Source organism: Amycolatopsis sp. cmx-4-83 (genome assembly GCF_046548815.1).
In the GTDB taxonomy this organism is placed as follows: Bacteria; Actinomycetota; Actinomycetes; order Mycobacteriales; family Pseudonocardiaceae; genus Amycolatopsis; species Amycolatopsis pretoriensis_A.
The window spans coordinates 622339-639607 of record NZ_JAEBEF010000003.1 but is presented as its reverse complement, the minus strand read 5'-3'; the positions used below and the strand labels follow the sequence as shown (position 1 = coordinate 639607).

Below are 17269 nucleotides of genomic sequence, written 5' to 3'. Positions count from 1 at the left end.
CGTCACCGAATCTCCGCACCCTGACTCGCATTGGGGAGTTCCCGCATGCCCTCGAAACCCCGGCTCGCCCTGCTCGTGGCCGCGCTGCTCGGCCTCACCACGCTCACGGCGTGCGGATCGTCCACTTCGGACGCTTCCGGCGAGGTCGTGCTGCGGGTCGGCGACCAGACCGGCGCCACGCAGTCCCGGCTCAAGGCCGCGGGCCTGCTCGACAACCTGCCGTACCAGGTCGAGTGGTCGCAGTTCGCCGCCGCGGTCAACCTGCACGAAGCCCTGCGCGCCGACGCGATCGACATCGGCGGCGCCAACGACTCCCCGACCGTGACCGCGATCGCCGGCGGCTCGAAGATCAAGGTCGCCGCGGCCTGGAGCAACGGTGGCAAGGGCACCTACCTCCTGGTGCCGAAGGACAGCCCGGCCCGCACGGTCGCCGACCTCAAGGGCAAGCGGATCTCGCCGACCACCCGCGGCAGCGTCGCGCACTACCTGGTGATCGGCGCGCTCAAGCAGGCCGGGTTGTCGGACAAGGACGTCACGCTCAACTTCCTCGCCCCGTCCGAGGCGAACGGCGCCTTCTCCACCGGCAACATCGACGCCTGGGCCACGTGGAGCGTCTACGCGGCCCGCGCCCGCGGCGAACTCGGTGCCCGCGTGCTGTCCGACGGCGCGGGCATTAACTCCGGCCTCAACGTCCTTTCGGCGACCGACAAGGCACTGGGCGACCCGCGCAAGCGCACCGCCATCCAGGACTTCGCGAGCCGCGTCGACAAGAGTTACGCCTGGTCCAAGGACAACCCCGACGCGTTCGACAAGTGGTACGCCGGGTTCGCGCACCAGCCGCTGGCGATCGCCGCGCAGGTCCGCCCGGACGAGACGACGTACCAGCGCATCCCGGTCGATGCCGCGCTCGCGGCCCAGCTGCAGAAGACCTACGACACCTGGGTGCAGCAAGGCCTGTTCCCCGGCGGCAAGAAGCTGACCGAGTACATCGACTCCGGACTCGATCCGCGGTGACCCCGGCCCGCGAGTTCCGGTTCCCGTACCGGGCGGTCTCCTGGCTGACGCCGGTGGCCCTGCTCGCGCTCTGGGAACTGCTGGCCAGGACCGGGATCCTGCCCGAGCAGGTCCTGCCCGCGCCCAGCAGCGTGCTGGCCAAGGCCGGCGAACTGCTGGCCGACGGCGAGCTGGTGACCAACCTGCTGGCCAGCCTCCAGCGCTCGGCGACCGGGTTCGTGCTCGGCGCGGCCATCGGACTCGGGACCGGACTGCTGGTCGGACTGTCCAAAGTGGCCGAAGCCGTGCTGGACCGCAGCATCCAGATGGTGCGCGCGGTGCCGTTCCTGGCCATCCTGCCGCTGGTCATCGTCTGGTTCGGGATCGGGGAGGCCGGGAAGATCTTCCTGATCTCGCTGGGCACCGCCGTCCCGCTCTACCTGACCACCGTGCTCGGCATCCGGCAGATCGACCCCAAGCTGCTGGAGATGACCGACGTCGTCGGGCTCGGCCGGACAGCGCAGATCCGGTGGGTGGTGCTGCCGGGCGCGCTGCCTTCGATCCTCGGCGGCCTCCGGCTCTCCCTCACCGCGGCCTGGCTCGCCCTCGTCATCGCCGAAACCCTCGGCGCGGACGCGGGGCTGGGGTTCATGGCCACCAACGCCCGCGAATTCCTGCAGACCGACGTCATCGTCCTGGTCGTGCTCATCTACGCCGTGATCGGGATCCTCTGCGACCTCGTCACCCGGCTCCTCGAACGCCGCCTGCTGCGCTGGCACCCCACCTACGCCCGTCTGAACGCCTGAGGAAACCCCATGACATTCTCGAGACGCACGTTCCTGACCGCTGCCGGGCTCACCGCGCTGGCCGCGCCGCTCGCCGCGTGCGCCACCGGCTCGGCCGGCGGCGCCACCCAGGGCAAGGTGCGCCTGACCTACAGCACCATCTCCGTCCCGAAGTCCCGCGGGGTGCTCGAAAAGACGCTCAAGGAGCAGGACATCACTGTGGAATGGGTCGGCCCGTTCCCCAACCACGCGCCCACGCTGCAGGCCGTCGTCGGCGGCACCGCCGACTTCAGCTTCGGCGGCAGCACCACCCCGGCCGACCAGGCGATCCTCTCCGGCGCCGACCTCGTCTACGTCGCGTGGGCGACCTCCACCCCGCGCACCACCGCGATCGTCGCCGGCGCGCACACCGGCATCACGAAGGTCACCGACCTCGTGGGCAAGACCGTCGCGGTCAACAAGGCCGGACTCGGCGAGTTCCTGCTCGTCGCCGCGCTGGAGAAGTACCACGTACCGCGCGAATCGGTGAAGGTCACCTACCTCAACCCGCCCGAGGCGTCCGCCGCGTTCGGCGCCGGGAAGATCGACGCCTGGGCCATCTGGCAGGGCTTCCGCGAGATCGCCGAGGTGCAGTACGGCGCCAAGCCCATCTTCGTCGACGGCGACGAGCTGGACTTCCAGATCGACTTCACCAGCTTCCTCGTCCGCCGCGACTACGCCGAGCAGAACGCCGACACGATCCGCAAGGTCGTCGCCGCGTTCCAGGCCGACTACGACTGGCAGAACCAGCACTACCAGGAGTCCCTCGACATCGGCAATGCCGTCTCGCACTACCCGCAGGCCGTGCTGGACAAGATGGCCGCGAAGAACGTGCGGACCAAGCTGGCGCTGATCGACGACGCCGGGATCGCCCAGCTGCAGCGCGGCGCCGACTGGCTCACCCAGCGCAAGATCCTCAGCGGCCCGATCACCGTCGCCGACCACGCGGTGAAGCTGTGAGCACCGCCGTGCGCGTGCGCGGGCTCGCCAAGCGCTTCGGCGACCGGACCGTCCTGAGTGGACTCGACCTCGACATCGCGCCCGGCGAGTTCGTCGCGCTCATCGGCGAAAGCGGGTGCGGCAAGACGACGTTGCTGCGGCTGCTCGCCGGGCTCGACCGGCCCGACGGCGGCGACCTGGCGGCCCCGCCCGAGCGGATGGTGGTCTTCCAGGAGCACCGGCTGCTGCCGTGGCGGCGGGTGTGGCGGAACGTCGCGCTCGGGCTCCCCCGCGAGGCCGCCGCCCGGGCGCTGACCGAGGTCGGCCTGGCCGGGCACCTCGACGCCTGGCCCGTGACGCTCTCCGGCGGCGAGGCCCAGCGCGTCGCGCTCGCCCGGGCGCTGGTGCGCGAGCCGCGGCTCCTGCTGCTCGACGAACCCTTCGCCGCGCTCGACGCCCTGACCCGGATCAAGATGCACGCGCTGGTCCGGCAGCTCGTGGCGGCGCACCGCCCGGCCGTCCTGCTCGTCACCCACGACGTCGACGAGGCCATTCTCCTCGCCGACCGCGTGGTCGCGATGCGGTCCGGCCGGCTCGCCGCCGAGCACCGCGTGACCTTCGAGGGCGAACGCAGCCGCCGCAACCCCGAGTTCGAGGAGCTGCGCCACCGCCTGCTCGCCGAACTCGGCGTCGCCGAACTGGCCGGGACCCGGTGAACGCCGACGTGCTCGTCATCGGCGGCGGCCTCGCCGCGACCTGGACCGCCTTGGCCGCGGCCCAGGCCGGCGGCGACGTCGTGCTCGTGGACAAGGGCTACTGCGGCACCAGCGGCGTCACCGCGACCGCCGGGGTCACGCACTGGTTCGTGCCGCCCGATCGCCACGAACAGGCGGTCGCCGAGCGGCACGCGCACGCCGGCGGGCTCGCGGATCCCGAACAGGCTCTGCGGGTCCTGCGCACGACGTGGGAGCGACTACCCACATTGGACAGGTACTACCCGTTCCCGGTCCGCGGCGGCGAACCCGACCGCACCCACAACGTGCGCGGCCCGGAGTACCTGCGCGCGATGCGCGGCCTGGTCCACCGCGCCGGCGTCCGGATCCTCGACCACCACCCGGCGCTGGAGCTGCTGCTGCGGCCGGACGGCTCGGCGGGCGGCGCGGCCGGCGTCCGCCGCCAGGCCGGCGGAAGCTGGCGGGTCCACGCGGGGGCGGTCGTGCTGGCGACCGGCGGGACGGCGTTCCGCTCGCACCTGCTCGGCTCGCGCGGCAACACCGGCGACGGCCACCTGATGGCCGTCGAAGCGGGTGCCCGGCTCTCGGGCATGGAGTTCTCGAACTACTACACGCTCGCCCCGGCCTTCTCGACGATGGCGCGGTCGATGTCGTACCTGTTCGGCACCTACACCGACGCCGACGGCCGCGAGCTCGAACTGCCGTCCGGGCCGGACCGCAACCGCGTCCTCGGCGCGGCGCTGCTGCGCGGGCCGGTGTTCACCACCCTCGACCGCGCGCCGGAGTGGGTGCGCCGGAAGATGCCGGTGGTCCAGCCGAACTTCCTGCTGCCGTTCACCCGCCGCGGCCTCGACCCCTACACCGACCGGTTCGAGGTCACCCTCCTCGGCGAAGGCACGATCCGCGGCGTCGGCGGCCTCACCGTCTCGGCCCCGGACTGCGCCACCGACGTGCCGGGCCTGTTCGCCGCGGGCGACGTCGCGAGCCGGGTACCGGTGGTCGGCGCGATCTCCGGCGGCGGCTCACCGAACTCCGCGTGGGCGGTCTCGTCGGGCACCTGGGCCGGCCGCGCGGCGGTGAAGCACGCCCGCTCGGCCGGCCCGGCACCCCTGCACCCGGCCGGCCGCGCCGGGATCCGGCCCAGCGGACGGGCGGCCACAGTGGACACCACCGCGGTCGTCGATGTCGTCCGTGAGGAGCTGAACGCCTACGACAAGAACATGTTCCGGAACGAGCCGGGCCTGCGCGCCTCCTCGTCCACATTGGATTCCCTGTGGACGGAGGTCGAAGGCAGCTTGACCGGCACCGGTCGGGACGCGGTGACCGCGCGGGAGACCGCGTCATTGGTCGCCATGGGCCGCTGGGTCAAGGAGGCGGCGCTGCACCGGCGGGAAACCCTCGGCATGCACTGGCGCATCGACGGAAAGGAGGCCGCCGCGTGATCGAACTGGTCCTCGCCGACCGCTGCATCGCCTGCGACAAGTGCGTCCAGGTGTGTCCCAGCGACGTCTTCGACGCGGTACCGGACGCCCCGCCGGTCATCGCGCGGCAGAGCGACTGCCAGACGTGCTTCCTGTGCGAGCTGTACTGCCCGGTCGACGCGCTGTTCGTCGACCCGGACTGCCGCACCCCCGTCGGCGTCGACGAAACGGCCGTCCGCGCCACGGACTGGCCGGCGCAGTACCGGCGCGACTCCGGCTGGGGCCGGGCGCGCCGCACCCACCCGAACGAGAGCTGGCGGATGAGCGACATCTTCGCCGCCGCCCGCGCCCTGGGACAGGAGACCCCGTGACCCTCGAATTCATCGGCTACGCCGCCGGCCGCCAAACCAGCGAAACCATCGCACCCGACGGCCCCACCATCCAACCCCACTACCTGCGCGAAATCGCCCGCACACACGAACAAGCCGGGTTCGACCGCGTGCTCATCGCCCAGTCCGCGAGCAGCCCCGACGGGTTCGTGCTCGCCGATCAGGTGCTCGCCGCCACCGAACGGCTCGGTGTTCTGCTCGCCCACCGGCCCGGGTTCGTCGCGCCCACGCAGCTGGCCCGGAAGTTCGCCACGCTCGACGCGTTCCACCCCGGGCGGGTCGCGCTGCACGTGATCACCGGTGGTGACGACGCCGACCAGGCCCGCGACGGCGACTTCACCGACAAGCCCACCCGCTACCGGCGCACCGACGACTTCCTCTCCGTGGTGCGCCGGACGTGGGAGTCGGCCGAGCCGTTCGACCACGACGGCGAGTTCTACCGGGTCCGCGGCGCGCTCTCGGACGTCCGTCCCGAGCGCCCGATCCCGGTCTACTTCGGCGGCGCCTCGACCGACGCGATCCGGGTCGGGGGCAAGCACGCCGACGTCTACGCGTTCTGGGGCGAGCCGCTGGCCGGGATCGCCGAGCGGATCGACCAGGTCCGGGCGGCCGCGGCCGGGCGGGACGTCGCGTTCAGCGTCAGCCTGCGGCCGATCCCGGCGGCCACCGAAGCCGAGGCGTGGGAGCGGGCCCGGGACGTCCTGCGGCTGACCCAGGACCGCGTCGGCGAGTTCAAGGGCCGTCGCGACTCGACCGAGGCCGTCGGGTCGCGACGCCTGCTCGAGGCCGCCGCGACCGGTGACGTCGTCGACGAACGCCTGTGGACGGCGGTCGCGAAGACGACCGGCGCGGCCGGGAACTCCACCGCGCTGGTCGGCAGCTACGAGCAGGTCGCCGACTCGCTGCTCGACTACGTCCGGCTCGGCGTCGGCACGCTGCTGATCCGCGGGTTCTCGCCGCTGGCCGACGCCCGCGACTACGGCACGCTCGTCCGGCTGGTCCGGGAGCGCGCGGACGCTACCGATCCGGCCAAAGGCAGGCCGACCCCCGCGCGCCACGCAACCGTTGCCACGAAGTCATTCGGCCGTGACTGTGGTCGGATGGGTAACGATCAGCACAGTACCGTCGGGGCATGAAGCCGAGCACTTCCCACTGGGGCGCCTTCTCCGCCGAGGTCGACGCCGACGGCCGGCTCCGGGTCGAGCCGCACCCGGCCGACCCGGCGCCGTCGCCGCTGCTGGGCAACCTCGCCGCCGCGCTGGACCACCCGACCCGGGTGGCCCGGCCGGCGGTGCGCCGCGGCTGGCTCGACGACGGCCCGGGCCCGGACGAGCGCCGGGGCCGCGACGAGTTCGTCGAGGTGCCGTGGGACGAGGTGCTCGACCGGGTGGCCGCCGAGCTCGACCGCGTCCGCACCCGGCACGGCAACCAGGCGATCTTCGGCGGCTCGTACGGCTGGGCGAGCGCCGGGCGGTTCCACCACGCGCAGAGCCAGCTGCACCGGTTCCTGAACACCATCGGCGGCTTCACGTCTTCGCGCAACACCTACAGCAACGGGACGTCGTCGGTGCTGCTACCGCACGTGGTCGGCGACACCCACGCCGTGCTGCGGCAGGCGTCGACCTGGCCGACGATCCTCGAGCACACCGAGCTGATCGTCGCGTTCGGCGGCGTGCCCGAGAAGAACGTCTTCGTCACGCCCGGCGGCGTCACGATCCACGGCACACCCGGTCACCTGGCGCGGTACGCCGGCAGCGTCGCGCTCGTCAGCCCGCTGCGCGACGACCTGCCGTCCACAGTGGACGCACGGTGGTACCCGGTGCGGCCCGCGACCGACACCGCGCTGATGCTCGCCCTCGCGCACACCCTCGTCGTCGAAGGCCAGCACGACAAGGCTTTTCTCGACCGGTACTGCATCGGCTACGCGGAGTTCGAGCGCTACCTGCTCGACAAGGACCCGGCTTGGGCGGCGGAGCTCACCGGCATCCCGGCGGCCGACATCGTCGCGCTGGCCCGCGAGATGGCCGCGAAGCGGACGCTGATCACGGTGACGTGGTCCCTGCAGCGCACCGAACACGGCGAGCAGCCGGTGTGGGCGGGCATCGCGCTGGCGGCGATGCTGGGGCAGATCGGCCTGCCCGGCGGCGGGTTCGGCCACGGCTACGGCTCGATGGGCGACGTCGGCGACACCGGGCCGGAGCTGCGGATCCCGTACCTGCCCCAAGGCGGCAACCCGGTGCGCGAGTTCATCCCGGTCGCGCGGATCGCCGACCTGCTGCTGCACCCCGGCGAGTCCTACGACTACGACGGCGAGGTCCGCCGCTACCCCGACGTCCGGCTCGTCCACTGGGCAGGCGGCAACCCGTTCCACCACCACCAGGACCTCAACCGCCTCCGCCGCGCGTTCACCCGCCCGGACACGGTGATCGTCCACGAACCGCACTGGACGGCCACCGCGCGGCACGCCGACATCGTGCTGCCCGCGACGACCGCGCTGGAACGCGAGGACATCGGCTCCGGCCGCCGCGACACCCACGTGATCGCCATGCACCGGATCGCTTCGCCCGCCGGGGAAGCGCGGGACGACTACTCGATCTTCGCCGCGCTGGCCCGCCGCCTCGGCGTCGAAGCGGAGTTCACCGAAGGTCGCACGGCCCGGCAGTGGCTGGAGCACCTCTACGCCGGCTGGCGCGAGACACCGTCGTTCGCGCAGTTCTGGGCCGACGGCGGGCTGCGCCTGCCGCCCGGGCGCGAGCACCACACGCTGTTCGCGGACTTCCGCGCGGACCCGGCCGCCCACCCCCTGCACACCCCGAGCGGACGCATCGAAATCACGTCGGCGACCGTCGCGAGCTTCGGCTACCCCGACTGCCCCGGGCACCCCGTCTGGTTGCCCCCGGGCGAAACCGGGCCGCTGTGGCTGATCGCGAACCAGCCGCACACCCGCCTGCACAGCCAGCTCGACGCCGGCGACACCAGCCGCGCGGGCAAGGTGGCGGGCCGCGAGCGGATCCGGCTGAACCCGGCCGACGCGGCGGCCCGCGGCATCGCGACCGGCGACGTCGTCCGGGTGTTCAACGCGCGCGGCGCGTGCCTGGCGGGCGCGGTCCTCGACGACGCGCTCCGGCCCGGCGTCGTCCAGCTCCCGACCGGTGCCTGGTTCGACCCGGTCGAGGACCACCCGACCGGCCCGCTGTGCGCGCACGGCAACCCGAACGTCCTGACCGCCGACATCCCGTCGTCCCGCCTGTCGCAGGGCTGCGCGGGCCAGCACGCGGCCGTCGACGTCGAGCTCTTCGACGGCCCGGTCCCGGAAGTGAGTGTCCTGCGTCCCCCGATCGTGAGAGGCCACCGATGATCGCCTTGCAGCCCGTGACGTCCGAAAGCCGGTTGCGCGAAGCCTTCGGCTGCTTCCCGTCCGGCGTCACCGCGGTGTGCGCCCTCATCGACGGCGTCCCGCACGGGATGGCCGCGAGTTCGTTCACGTCGGTTTCGCTGGCCCCGCCGCTGGTGTCGCTGTGCATCCAGCGCACGTCGTCGACGTGGCCGCGGCTGCGCGACCGGCGGCTCGGCCTGAGCGTCCTGGCCGAGGGACAGGACGACGCCTGCCGCCGGCTGTCGTCGCGGGGCGACCGGTTCCGCGGCATCCCGTGGCAGCCCGGCCCGGACGGCGGCGTGTTCATCACCGGGTCGAGCGCCCTGCTCGAATGTTCGCTGGAGGAAGAGGTGCCCGCCGGTGACCACCTGATCGCGCTGCTGCGGATCCACGGCCTGCACACGGCGGAGACCCCGCCCCTGGTCTTCCACGGCAGCCGCTTCCGCCGGCTCGCCGCGGTGTGAAAGCTCAGCGCAGGCGGGCGGCGAACGCCAGCGTCCGCTCCCGCTCCTCGTCGGTGCCGACCGGGCTGACCAGCAGGTCGGTCACGCCCGCCGCGGCGAACCGGGCGACCGTGGCGGCCACGAAGTCCTCGTCACCGGCCGCCACGGTGTCTTCGAGCCCGGCCTTACCCTGCTGCCGCAGCAGTCGCCGGTAGCTCGCGAACTCCCCCGCCGCACCGAACCGGCCGCGGATGTCGGCCCGGACCCGGTCCGGGTCCGCCGTCACCGACAGCATCGCCGACGCGACCACCCGCGGAGCCGGCCGCCCGGCGCGCTTCGCGGCGTCGGTGATCTTCGGGACCACGTACTCGCCCAGCACTTCCGGTCCCGCCCACACGGTGACCGTGCCGTCGGCCAGCTCGCCCGCGATGCCGAGCAGCACCGGGCCGAGCGCGGACACGAGCACCGGCGGCGGCTCGGCGCCCGGCACGTCGACCGTCCCGGACACCGAGAGCGTCTCGCCGCGGAAGTCGGTGCTTTCCCCGCGCAGCAACGGCCGCAGCGCCTGGAGGTACTCGCGGACGTGCCGCGCCGGGCGGTCGAAAGAGAGCCCGTAGCCGCCCTCGACGATCTCGCGGTGGCTCGGCCCGATCCCCAGGGTCAGCCGCCCGCCGGTGGCCGCCTGCGCCGTGAGCGCCTGGCCGGCCAGTGCCAGCGGGTGCTGGGCGTAGGTCCGCACGACCGCGGTGCCCAGCCCGATCCGCGGCACGCGCGGCCCGGCCAGCGCCGCGACGGTCAGCGCGTCCCACGCCGTGAGCTGCGGGAGGAACGCGCTGTCCAGCCCCAGCCGTTCCGCCGCCGCGATGTCCTCGACGATCCCCTCGAGTCCCGCCTGACCGGTCGCGTAGAGCCCGATCCGCATGCTGCCTCCAACCGGAATATCAGATTCACCTTGTGCCGCGAACGTAGCATAAGATGAATCCAGGATTCCGTTTTGGGAGGAGGCCGGTCATGCGGGCGGACGCCGTGCGCAACCGCGAGCGGATCGTCGAGCACGCGGTGCGGCTGTTCGCCGAGCGCGGACCGGACGTGCCGATGTGCGAGATCGCCGACGCGGCCGGCCTCGGCGTCGGAACCCTGTACCGGCACTTCCCCGACCGCCGCGCCCTCGCCTGGGAAATCGGCGCCGGCGCCCTGCGCGACTTGGCGGACTTCGCGCGCGGGGCCCGCGAGCGCGAAGAGACGGCCTGGGCGGAACTGCTGGCGATCATCGGGCACTGCGCGACGCTGCCCTTGGCGCTGGCGAAGTCGTTGACCGAGCTGCTGCCCGAGGACGAGACGCAGGCCGAGCTCGAGCACACGGTCGACTCGCTGCTGGCCGACGTCATCGTGCGCGCCCAGCGGGAGGGCACGCTGCGCGCGGACATCCCCTTGCCGGAAGCCCAGCGGCTGCTGAGCACGATCGTCTGCCGCCCCGGCGCCCGCCCGGACGACTACCTGACGATCGTCATGCTGGACGGGCTCAGGCGCGGCCCGGGCTAGCGAAGCACGGTGGCCGGGCCGGCTACCCGGCTCGCGACGACCTGCTGCACCGGCTCGGGGACGCGGGTTACGGCCGGCGCGCGGACGGCGTCCGCGCGGAACTCAGGCGCCGGCTTCGCGCTGCCGCCGGTGGGCGGCCATGCGGACCGGGGAGTTCGCGGCGCCGTCGCCCGCGTACGCGCCGATCCGTTGCACCACCTCGAAAAACACGCGGCCGCCCAGCACCACCGTGAAGAAGTGCAGCAGTTCGCCGTGCTCGTCGCGGTCGTAGAGCACCGACTGCTCGCGCAGGGCGGCCAGCAGCGCGGGCTCCGGTGCCAGCCGGGCGTCGAGGTCGTCGTAGTAGTTCCCCGGGATCTCCAGCAGCGGCGCGCCCCGCTCACGCATCCGGCGTGCGCTCGCCAGCGCGTCGCCCGTGCTCAACGCGACGCACTGCGGTTCCCGCACTTTCGGCGCCCAGTCGCCCCGGCGCAGCAACGCCGACTGGAGGGCGATGCGCACCCGGCCGGACGGGTCGGCGACCGTGCGGCTGCGGACCAGCCCGAAGGGCGCCGCGAACTCCGTCACCGGCTCCGGCTCCAGGCCGAGCACCGCGCGGTAGAACAGCGCCGCCTCGTCGAAGTGGTCGAACGGCTGGGCCAGCGCCAGGTGGTCGATCTTCGTCACGCCCGTGCCCGGGCCGGCCGGCTCGGTCACGGTGAAGTCGCCCAGCCAGCTGTCGCCGGTTTCGGCGCCGGTGCGGCAGAAGAAGACCGACGTCCCGTCCGGGGCGGCGATCGCCGACAGGTCGGCTTCGCCGGCGCGGTGGTCGCGCGGCAGGGGCGGGGCGAGCAGCCGCTGGGCCCGCCGGGCCGAGCCGACCGGGTCCGCGCTCTCCACCGCGACCGCGCCGACGGACGCACTCCCCTGCTGGCCGGAAGCGGTGCGGTTCAAGAGGATCCGCGCGTCACCCTGCTGCCACAACCGGACCGGCTTGGACCGGTGCCGGCCCGTTTCGGCGAACCCGAGGCCGCTCAGCGCCTCCGCGAGCCGGGGCTCCGACACGTCGTCGACGGCCAGCTCGACGAACGCGTGCCCGGCGAGCTCCGGTGCGGGCGGGACGTCCGTGACACCGAGGGTTTCCTGCAGCGCGAGCAGGGACCGCATCGCGTCGACGGCGGCCGGCGCCGGGTCGGCCTGGCGGAAGACGTCGTTGAACACCTCGAGCGACAGCGGTCCGCGGTAGCCCGCCGCCAGCACGTTCCCGGTGAACGCGGTCAGGTCGAACGCGCCCTGGCCGGGGAAGAGGCGGTGATGCCTGCTCCACTGCAGGACGTCCATCTGCAGCCGCGGCGCGTCGGCCAGCTGCAGGAAGAACAGCTTCTCCCCGGGGATCGTGCGGATCGCGGCCGGGTCGCTGCCCCGCGACAGGATGTGGAAGCTGTCCAGGCACAGCCCCAGCGCGGGGTGGGCGGCGCGGCGCACGATGCGCCACGAGTGCTCGTAGGTGTTGACGAACCGGCCCCACGCCAGGGCTTCGTAGGCGATCCGGATCCCCCGGGCCGCGGCGCGCTCGGCGAGCAGGTGCAGTTGGTCGGCCGCGAGTTCGTCGTCGTCGACCGCGTCCGGGGACACCGACGAGCACACCAGCATCGTGCCGGCACCGAGCTGCTCCATGACGTCGAACTTGAGCTCCGCGCGCCGGAGGTTCCGCGCGAGCACGTCCGGCGGGACGGCTTCGAAGTCGCGGAACGGCTGGTAGAGGTCGATCGACAGCCCCAGTTCGGCGCAGTGTTCGCTGATCTCCTTCGCCGACCACGACGAGGCGATGAGGTCGTTCTCGAAGATCTCCACCCCGTCGAACCCGGCGCGGGCGGCCGCGGTCAGCTTGTCCGCCAGGGTCCCCGACAGGCAGACCGTGGCGATCGAGCGGCGGGGTTCAGTCGAGGACATCGGCGGGTTGCCTTTCCAGGGGTGGGTTTCCGGTGAGCACCGCGAGGTGGCGCAGCATCCGCCCGGCGTCGGGTTCCGCGCCGGTGAACAGGCGGAACGCTTCCGCGGCCTGGAACACCGCCATGCGGCCGCCGTCGAGCACCCGCGCGCCGACCGCGCGGGCGGCCCGGACCAGCTCGGTTTCGAGCGGGCGGTAGACCACCTCGGCGACCCACAGGCCGGGCCGCAGCAGTTCGGCGGGCAGCGGCAGCCCCGGGTGGGCGGCCATCCCGGTCGGGGTGGCGTGCACGAACCCGTCCGCGGCGCCGACGGCCGCCGAGAGGTCCGTCCCGGCCGCCGCGCGGCCGGTCCCGAAGCGGCCCGCGAGCGTGGCGGCGAGTTCGCGGGCCCGCCCGGTGTCCAGGTCGAAGACGTGGATTCGAGCCGTGCCGGCGGTGAGCAAGCCGTACGCCACCGCGGCGCCGGCCCCGCCCGCGCCGAGCACCACGACGGACCCGAGGGGCGCGTCGGGCAGCCCGGTCCGCAGGCCGCTGGCGAAGCCGGACCAGTCGGTGTTGTGCCCGATCGACCGGCCGTCGCGGAACACGACGGTGTTGACCGCGGCGAGCGCGGCGGCGTCGGGCGACAGCTCGTCGACGTGCCCGAGCACCACCTGTTTGCACGGGTGCGTGATGTTGAGCCCGCGGTACCCCGCGTCCCGGGCCGCCGCCAGCATCGGGCCGACGGCGGTGGCGGGCACCCCGTGGTCGTCGAGGTCGAACCGCGCGTACCCCAGCGCCAGCCCGAGCCGGCGGGCCTCGGCCTCGTGCAGCGGCGGGCTCAGCGACGGCCCGATGCCCGTGCCGATCAGCCCGGTGAGCAGCGTGCCCGGCGCCGCCCGCCCAGCGTGTACGCGGATCGCCTCGACGGCCGAAGGCAGGGACACCGGACACTCCTAATGTACGAACCAGTACGTTATTTGTACCTCATGGCGTCGGCCCCGTGAAGAGCCCGCGGCACCCTAGAGTGGGCACAACAGCCGGCGCGAGGAAGGAAGGCCGTGGCAGCACCATCGCCCGATGAGGTTTCGAACGTCGCCGCGAAGCGCGGGCCCGAGCGCATCCGCGACGCCGACCGGACGCGTGCCGAAATCCTCGACACGGCCGCCCGCGAGTTCGCCGAGAAGGGCTTCGACGGCGCCCGCGTGGACGAGATCGCCGCGAAGACCCGCACCACCAAGCGGATGATCTACTACTACTTCACCAACAAGGACCAGCTGTTCGTCGAGGTGCTCGAACGGGCGTACACGGTCATCCGCTCGCTGGAGCAGGACCTCGACGTCGACCACCTCGACCCCGCCGAGGCGATCCGGCAGCTCGCCGGGCTCACCTTCGACCACCACGAGTCCCACCCGGACTTCGTGCGGCTGGTCAGCATCGAGAACATCCACCGCGCCGAGCACATCGCCCGGTCGAACGCGCTGTCCAACCTGGCCAACCCGGCCCTCGACGTGCTCACCCGGATCCTCGAGCGCGGCCGGGCGGCCGGGCAGTTCCGCGACGACGTCGACGCGCTCGACGTGCACATGGTCATCAGCGCGTTCTGCGTGTTCCGGACGGCGAACCGCTACACCTTCAACGCCATCTTCGACCGCGACATGCTGGACCCCGTCCACCGCGACCACCACCGCCGCATGGTCGCCGACATGCTGGTCAGCTACCTGACGACCCGCTGAGCCGGACGATCCGGTCCCCCACCGGCGGGTACCGGGTGAGCACTTCCGGGTCGTGCCCCGGGACGACCGGACCGGTGCCGGCCAGCGCGCGAACCCGGTCGAAAGCGCCGTACACGCCGGTCATCGAGTGCAGCAGCGGGGCCGGGCGGTCGTCGTCGAGGTTCTCGTGGAAGTGGGCGGCGTCCGAGGCCAGCACGACCGGACCGGCGGCCGTCTCGACGCGGACGACCTGCATCCCGGCGGTGTGCCCGCCGACCAGGTGGACGCTGAGCCCGGGCACCACCTCGGCGTCCCCGTCGACGAGGTCGAGCGGCCCGGCCCGCAGGTGGTCGAGGGCGACTTCGTCGAGCAGCCACCGTTCCCGCTCGATCCGCTCGGCCCACGGGCCGGTCCAGTAGTCCACTTCGGACCGCTGGACCACGAACCGCGCACCGGGGAAGTCGGCCACCGTGCCGCAGTGGTCGTAGTGCAGGTGCGTGAGGACGACGATGTCCGGCGTCGCCCCGAGTTCGGCGAGCAGCCGGCCGGGCTCGACGTACTCGAGCCCGGCCACCTCCCGCGCGCGTTCGGCCCGGATGCCCGCGTCGACGAGCACCGTGTGCTTCGGCGACACCGCCAGCCAGACGTAGTAGGCGGTCGGGTGGGGTTCCGCGGAATCCCGGCCGTGGCCCAGGAAGTGCTCGCCGCGGTACCCGGTCCGCCGTCCGTAGCAGAGCGCGTAGACCTCGAAGCCGCTCACCGCGGGACGCCGGCCCCGCTCCGCTCGGGTGCCGGGTCCTTGAGGCCCAGCCGCGCGGTCGGCACCCGGAAGGTCTCCTTCCCGGTGGCCACGGCGATCACGTTGACCAGGCACAGCGCCGCGGTGAAGACGGCGACGCCCACCCACGCGCCGTGGCCCGTCCCGGTGACCCCGACCGCGATGGTCGGCAGGAACCCGCTGATGGCGAACCCGATCTGGGTCCCGATCGCGGTGCCCGACAGGCGGACCCGCGCGGGGAACATCTCGCCGTAGAACGACGGCCACACCGCGCTCGTGGCCGTGTAGACGATGCCGAACATCCCGATGCCGACGACGAAGATCCAGAGGTAGCTGCCGGCCGCGATGGCGCCCAGGTACGGGAAGATCAGGATCGCGCAGCCCAGCGACCCGGCCATGAAGATCTTCTTGCGCCCGAAACGGTCGGAGAACTTGGCCCACAAGGGGATCGAGACGACGGCGGCGACGTTGGCCAGCACGCCGACCCACAGCATCGGCGTCTTGCTCAGGCCCACCGTGTTCACGGCGTAGCTGAGCGCGTAGACGGTGAAGATCGTGCTGACGGAAGCGATCAGGGCGGCCACGACCACGCGCAGGACGTCGGCCCAGTGGTCGCGCAGCAGCACGGCCAGCGGCAGCTTCACCACCTCGCCGCTCGCGACCTCCTCCTGGAACACCGGCGTCTCCTCCAGCGAACGCCGGATGTAGTACCCGACCAGCACCACGACGGCGCTGAGCCAGAACGGCACCCGCCAGCCCCAGGACAGCAGCTCTTCCTGCGGCAACGCGGCCACCGGCAGGAACACCGCGGTCGCCAGGATCTGCCCGGCTTGCGTGCCGCTGAGGGTGAAGCTCGTGTAGTACGCGCGCCGGTGCTCGGGGGCGTGTTCGAGGCTCATGGAGTTCGCGCTGGCCTGCTCCCCGCCGGCGGACAGGCCCTGCAGCAACCGCAGCGCGACCAGCAGGATCGGCGCGGCCACGCCCAGCGTCCCGTAGCCCGGCAGGCAGCCGACGAGCACAGTGGACAGTCCCATCAGCAGCAACGTCGCCAGCAGCACGCGTTTGCGGCCGAACTTGTCCCCCAGGTGCCCGAGCAAAAGCGCCCCGAGCGGCCGCGACACGTAGCCGACGCCGAAGGTCGAGAGCGCCAGCAGCGTGCCGGTCGCGGGCGAGGAGGCCGGGAAGAAGATCTTGTTGAAGACCAGCGCGGCCGCCGTGCCGTAGATGAAGAAGTCGTAGTACTCGAGCGCGCTGCCGATCCACGCGGCCAAGGCCGCCTTGGCGGGCCGGCCCGCGGGCGGGGCGCCCACTGCGCCATCCGGACGATCGGTCACGTCAATCTCCTCCGCGGGTGCGCCGTCGCAGTCCAGGTACCACCCGGTCAGGTATGTACCGTACGGTTAATTAGAGAGATTGAACGGCGCCCGCGGGCTTGTCAAGTACTTGTCCGCCACCCGGCGGCCCGCGGTCGGGTAGCGCGGTGGCGTCCGCCGTGCCCGGCTCGAGCCTGCCCCTCGGCGCCGTCATCGGCCTGTTCGTCGCGGAGCCGGTCGCCCCCGGCAAGCGGCCCGGTGAACATCGCGACCCGGAACCCGATACGGAAAAGGCACCGTTTTCGCCGCGGGCCGGTTGTTCGTGCCCGACGGGAATTCGCCGATCAGGCTCGCGGCGCGTTTCCCGGATTCGTGCAACCGGCGGGACGAACCAATTTCCGCGGCGGGAAAGTTGTGTATACACTTGACGGAGACCGCGGAATTCGCGCGTTCACTTACTGGTATATACCGCCGCAAGGAGCAGGAATGGCCCAGAAGGTCCTCGTCGAGATGCTCGACGACATCGACGGTACCCCCGCCGCCCACACCATCCCGTTTTCCCTCGACGGCGTCACCTACGAGATCGACCTCTCCGACGGCAACGCGGCCGCCCTGCGCGGCGGACTCGCCCGCTACATCGACGCCGCCCGTCGCACCGGCGGCCGCAAGGTCCGCGTCGCGACCGGCCAGTCGACCGCGTCCGACCGCGAGCGCAACCAGCAGATCCGCGCCTGGGCCAACACGAACGGCTACGAAGTCTCCGAGCGGGGCCGGCTCTCCTCCGAGGTGATCGCCGCCTACGACGCCGCCCGGGCGCAGGACGCCGAGCCCGCCAAGGCGCCCAGCAAGCGCGCACCTCGCAAGAAGGTCGCCGCCGCCCGGAAGTAGCCGC

17 protein-coding genes are annotated in these 17269 nt (G+C 72.7%); 12 read left to right on the top strand and 5 right to left on the bottom strand.

The genetic code is table 11. The features are described from left to right. The first annotated feature begins 45 nt into the window (after positions 1-45). Genes ACLJQM_RS12420 through ACLJQM_RS12380 form a run of 9 tightly spaced genes read left to right on the top strand, consistent with a single transcriptional unit; the run spans position 46 to position 9140 of the window. Complete coding sequence (locus tag ACLJQM_RS12420; protein WP_410631299.1) at positions 46-1014, top strand: ABC transporter substrate-binding protein; 969 nt, start codon at positions 46-48, stop codon at positions 1012-1014. Continuing rightward, entirely contained in the window at positions 1011-1799 is a 789-nt protein-coding gene (locus ACLJQM_RS12415; protein WP_360781611.1) for an ABC transporter permease subunit, read from the top strand. Before ACLJQM_RS12420 ends, ACLJQM_RS12415 begins: the two co-directional genes overlap by 4 nt. Positions 1800-1808: 9 nt before the next feature. Then, positions 1809-2777: an ABC transporter substrate-binding protein gene (locus ACLJQM_RS12410; RefSeq protein WP_410631298.1), complete on the top strand. Its 969-nt coding sequence runs from the start codon at positions 1809-1811 to the stop codon at positions 2775-2777. Further along, positions 2774-3472, top strand: coding sequence for an ABC transporter ATP-binding protein (locus ACLJQM_RS12405; protein WP_410631297.1), 699 nt, complete (start codon positions 2774-2776; stop codon positions 3470-3472). Before ACLJQM_RS12410 ends, ACLJQM_RS12405 begins: the two co-directional genes overlap by 4 nt. After that, entirely contained in the window at positions 3469-4932 is a 1464-nt protein-coding gene (locus ACLJQM_RS12400; protein WP_410631296.1) for an FAD-binding protein, read from the top strand. The genes ACLJQM_RS12405 and ACLJQM_RS12400 overlap by 4 nt, the downstream gene beginning before the upstream one ends. Beyond that, the gene (locus ACLJQM_RS12395; protein ID WP_410631295.1) at positions 4929-5282 is read left to right on the top strand and encodes a 4Fe-4S binding protein; all 354 of its coding nucleotides are present in this window, start codon (positions 4929-4931) and stop codon (positions 5280-5282) included. The genes ACLJQM_RS12400 and ACLJQM_RS12395 overlap by 4 nt, the downstream gene beginning before the upstream one ends. Then, positions 5279-6436, top strand: a complete 1158-nt coding sequence (locus ACLJQM_RS12390; RefSeq protein WP_410631294.1) for an LLM class flavin-dependent oxidoreductase — start codon at positions 5279-5281, stop codon at positions 6434-6436. The genes ACLJQM_RS12395 and ACLJQM_RS12390 overlap by 4 nt, the downstream gene beginning before the upstream one ends. Next, positions 6433-8658, top strand: a complete 2226-nt coding sequence (locus ACLJQM_RS12385; RefSeq protein WP_410631293.1) for a molybdopterin-dependent oxidoreductase — start codon at positions 6433-6435, stop codon at positions 8656-8658. The genes ACLJQM_RS12390 and ACLJQM_RS12385 overlap by 4 nt, the downstream gene beginning before the upstream one ends. After that, on the top strand, positions 8655-9140 hold the full coding sequence (locus ACLJQM_RS12380) for a flavin reductase family protein (protein ID WP_410631292.1): 486 nt from the start codon (positions 8655-8657) through the stop codon (positions 9138-9140). Before ACLJQM_RS12385 ends, ACLJQM_RS12380 begins: the two co-directional genes overlap by 4 nt. 4 nt (positions 9141-9144) lie before the next feature. On the opposite strand, the gene ACLJQM_RS12375 is transcribed toward ACLJQM_RS12380, so the two are convergent. Continuing rightward, positions 9145-10041 (bottom strand): TIGR03564 family F420-dependent LLM class oxidoreductase, encoded by an 897-nt coding sequence (locus ACLJQM_RS12375; protein WP_410631291.1) that lies wholly within the window; start codon positions 10039-10041, stop codon positions 9145-9147. 89 nt (positions 10042-10130) lie between these two features. Here ACLJQM_RS12375 and ACLJQM_RS12370 point away from each other — a divergent pair, with 89 nt between their 5' ends. After that, the gene (locus tag ACLJQM_RS12370; RefSeq protein ID WP_410631290.1) at positions 10131-10661 is read left to right on the top strand and encodes a TetR/AcrR family transcriptional regulator; all 531 of its coding nucleotides are present in this window, start codon (positions 10131-10133) and stop codon (positions 10659-10661) included. 102 nt (positions 10662-10763) lie between these two features. Here the strand turns inward: ACLJQM_RS12370 and ACLJQM_RS12365 are convergent, their stop codons facing one another. Together ACLJQM_RS12365 and ACLJQM_RS12360 are read right to left on the bottom strand one after the other, a co-directional pair. Further along, positions 10764-12593, bottom strand: a complete 1830-nt coding sequence (locus tag ACLJQM_RS12365; RefSeq protein ID WP_410631289.1) for a bifunctional sugar phosphate isomerase/epimerase/4-hydroxyphenylpyruvate dioxygenase family protein — start codon at positions 12591-12593, stop codon at positions 10764-10766. Next, the gene (locus ACLJQM_RS12360; RefSeq protein ID WP_410631376.1) at positions 12580-13512 is read right to left on the bottom strand and encodes a shikimate dehydrogenase; all 933 of its coding nucleotides are present in this window, start codon (positions 13510-13512) and stop codon (positions 12580-12582) included. The genes ACLJQM_RS12365 and ACLJQM_RS12360 overlap by 14 nt, the downstream gene beginning before the upstream one ends. A 120-nt stretch (positions 13513-13632) precedes the next feature. Between ACLJQM_RS12360 and ACLJQM_RS12355 the strand changes: the two genes are divergently transcribed. Beyond that, on the top strand, positions 13633-14307 hold the full coding sequence (locus ACLJQM_RS12355; protein ID WP_360781630.1) for a TetR/AcrR family transcriptional regulator: 675 nt from the start codon (positions 13633-13635) through the stop codon (positions 14305-14307). Here the strand turns inward: ACLJQM_RS12355 and ACLJQM_RS12350 are convergent. Both ACLJQM_RS12350 and ACLJQM_RS12345 read right to left on the bottom strand, forming a co-directional pair. Continuing rightward, positions 14285-15046, bottom strand: coding sequence for an N-acyl homoserine lactonase family protein (locus ACLJQM_RS12350; protein ID WP_410631288.1), 762 nt, complete (start codon positions 15044-15046; stop codon positions 14285-14287). The two genes, ACLJQM_RS12355 and ACLJQM_RS12350, sit on opposite strands and share 23 nt — an antisense overlap. Beyond that, positions 15043-16398, bottom strand: a complete 1356-nt coding sequence (locus ACLJQM_RS12345; RefSeq protein WP_410631287.1) for an MFS transporter — start codon at positions 16396-16398, stop codon at positions 15043-15045. Before ACLJQM_RS12345 ends, ACLJQM_RS12350 begins: the two co-directional genes overlap by 4 nt. A gap of 465 nt (positions 16399-16863) precedes the next feature. Between ACLJQM_RS12345 and ACLJQM_RS12340 the strand changes: the two genes are divergently transcribed. Beyond that, entirely contained in the window at positions 16864-17265 is a 402-nt protein-coding gene (locus ACLJQM_RS12340; RefSeq protein ID WP_410631286.1) for a histone-like nucleoid-structuring protein Lsr2, read from the top strand. Positions 17266-17269 lie beyond the last annotated feature (4 nt).

What these genes read in the sequence shown, in the direction of transcription:
- ACLJQM_RS12385 (WP_410631293.1), top strand. Translation starts at nt 6,433, where the DNA reads ATGAAGCCGAGCACTTCCCACTGGGGCGCCTTCTCCGCCGAGGTCGAC.
- ACLJQM_RS12370 (WP_410631290.1), top strand. Translation starts at nt 10,131, where the DNA reads ATGCGGGCGGACGCCGTGCGCAACCGCGAGCGGATCGTCGAGCACGCG.
- ACLJQM_RS12420 (WP_410631299.1), top strand. Translation starts at nt 46, where the DNA reads ATGCCCTCGAAACCCCGGCTCGCCCTGCTCGTGGCCGCGCTGCTCGGC.
- ACLJQM_RS12340 (WP_410631286.1), top strand. Translation starts at nt 16,864, where the DNA reads ATGGCCCAGAAGGTCCTCGTCGAGATGCTCGACGACATCGACGGTACC.
- ACLJQM_RS12365 (WP_410631289.1), bottom strand. Translation starts at nt 12,593, where the DNA reads ATGTCCTCGACTGAACCCCGCCGCTCGATCGCCACGGTCTGCCTGTCG.
- ACLJQM_RS12380 (WP_410631292.1), top strand. Translation starts at nt 8,655, where the DNA reads ATGATCGCCTTGCAGCCCGTGACGTCCGAAAGCCGGTTGCGCGAAGCC.
- ACLJQM_RS12410 (WP_410631298.1), top strand. Translation starts at nt 1,809, where the DNA reads ATGACATTCTCGAGACGCACGTTCCTGACCGCTGCCGGGCTCACCGCG.
- ACLJQM_RS12375 (WP_410631291.1), bottom strand. Translation starts at nt 10,041, where the DNA reads ATGCGGATCGGGCTCTACGCGACCGGTCAGGCGGGACTCGAGGGGATC.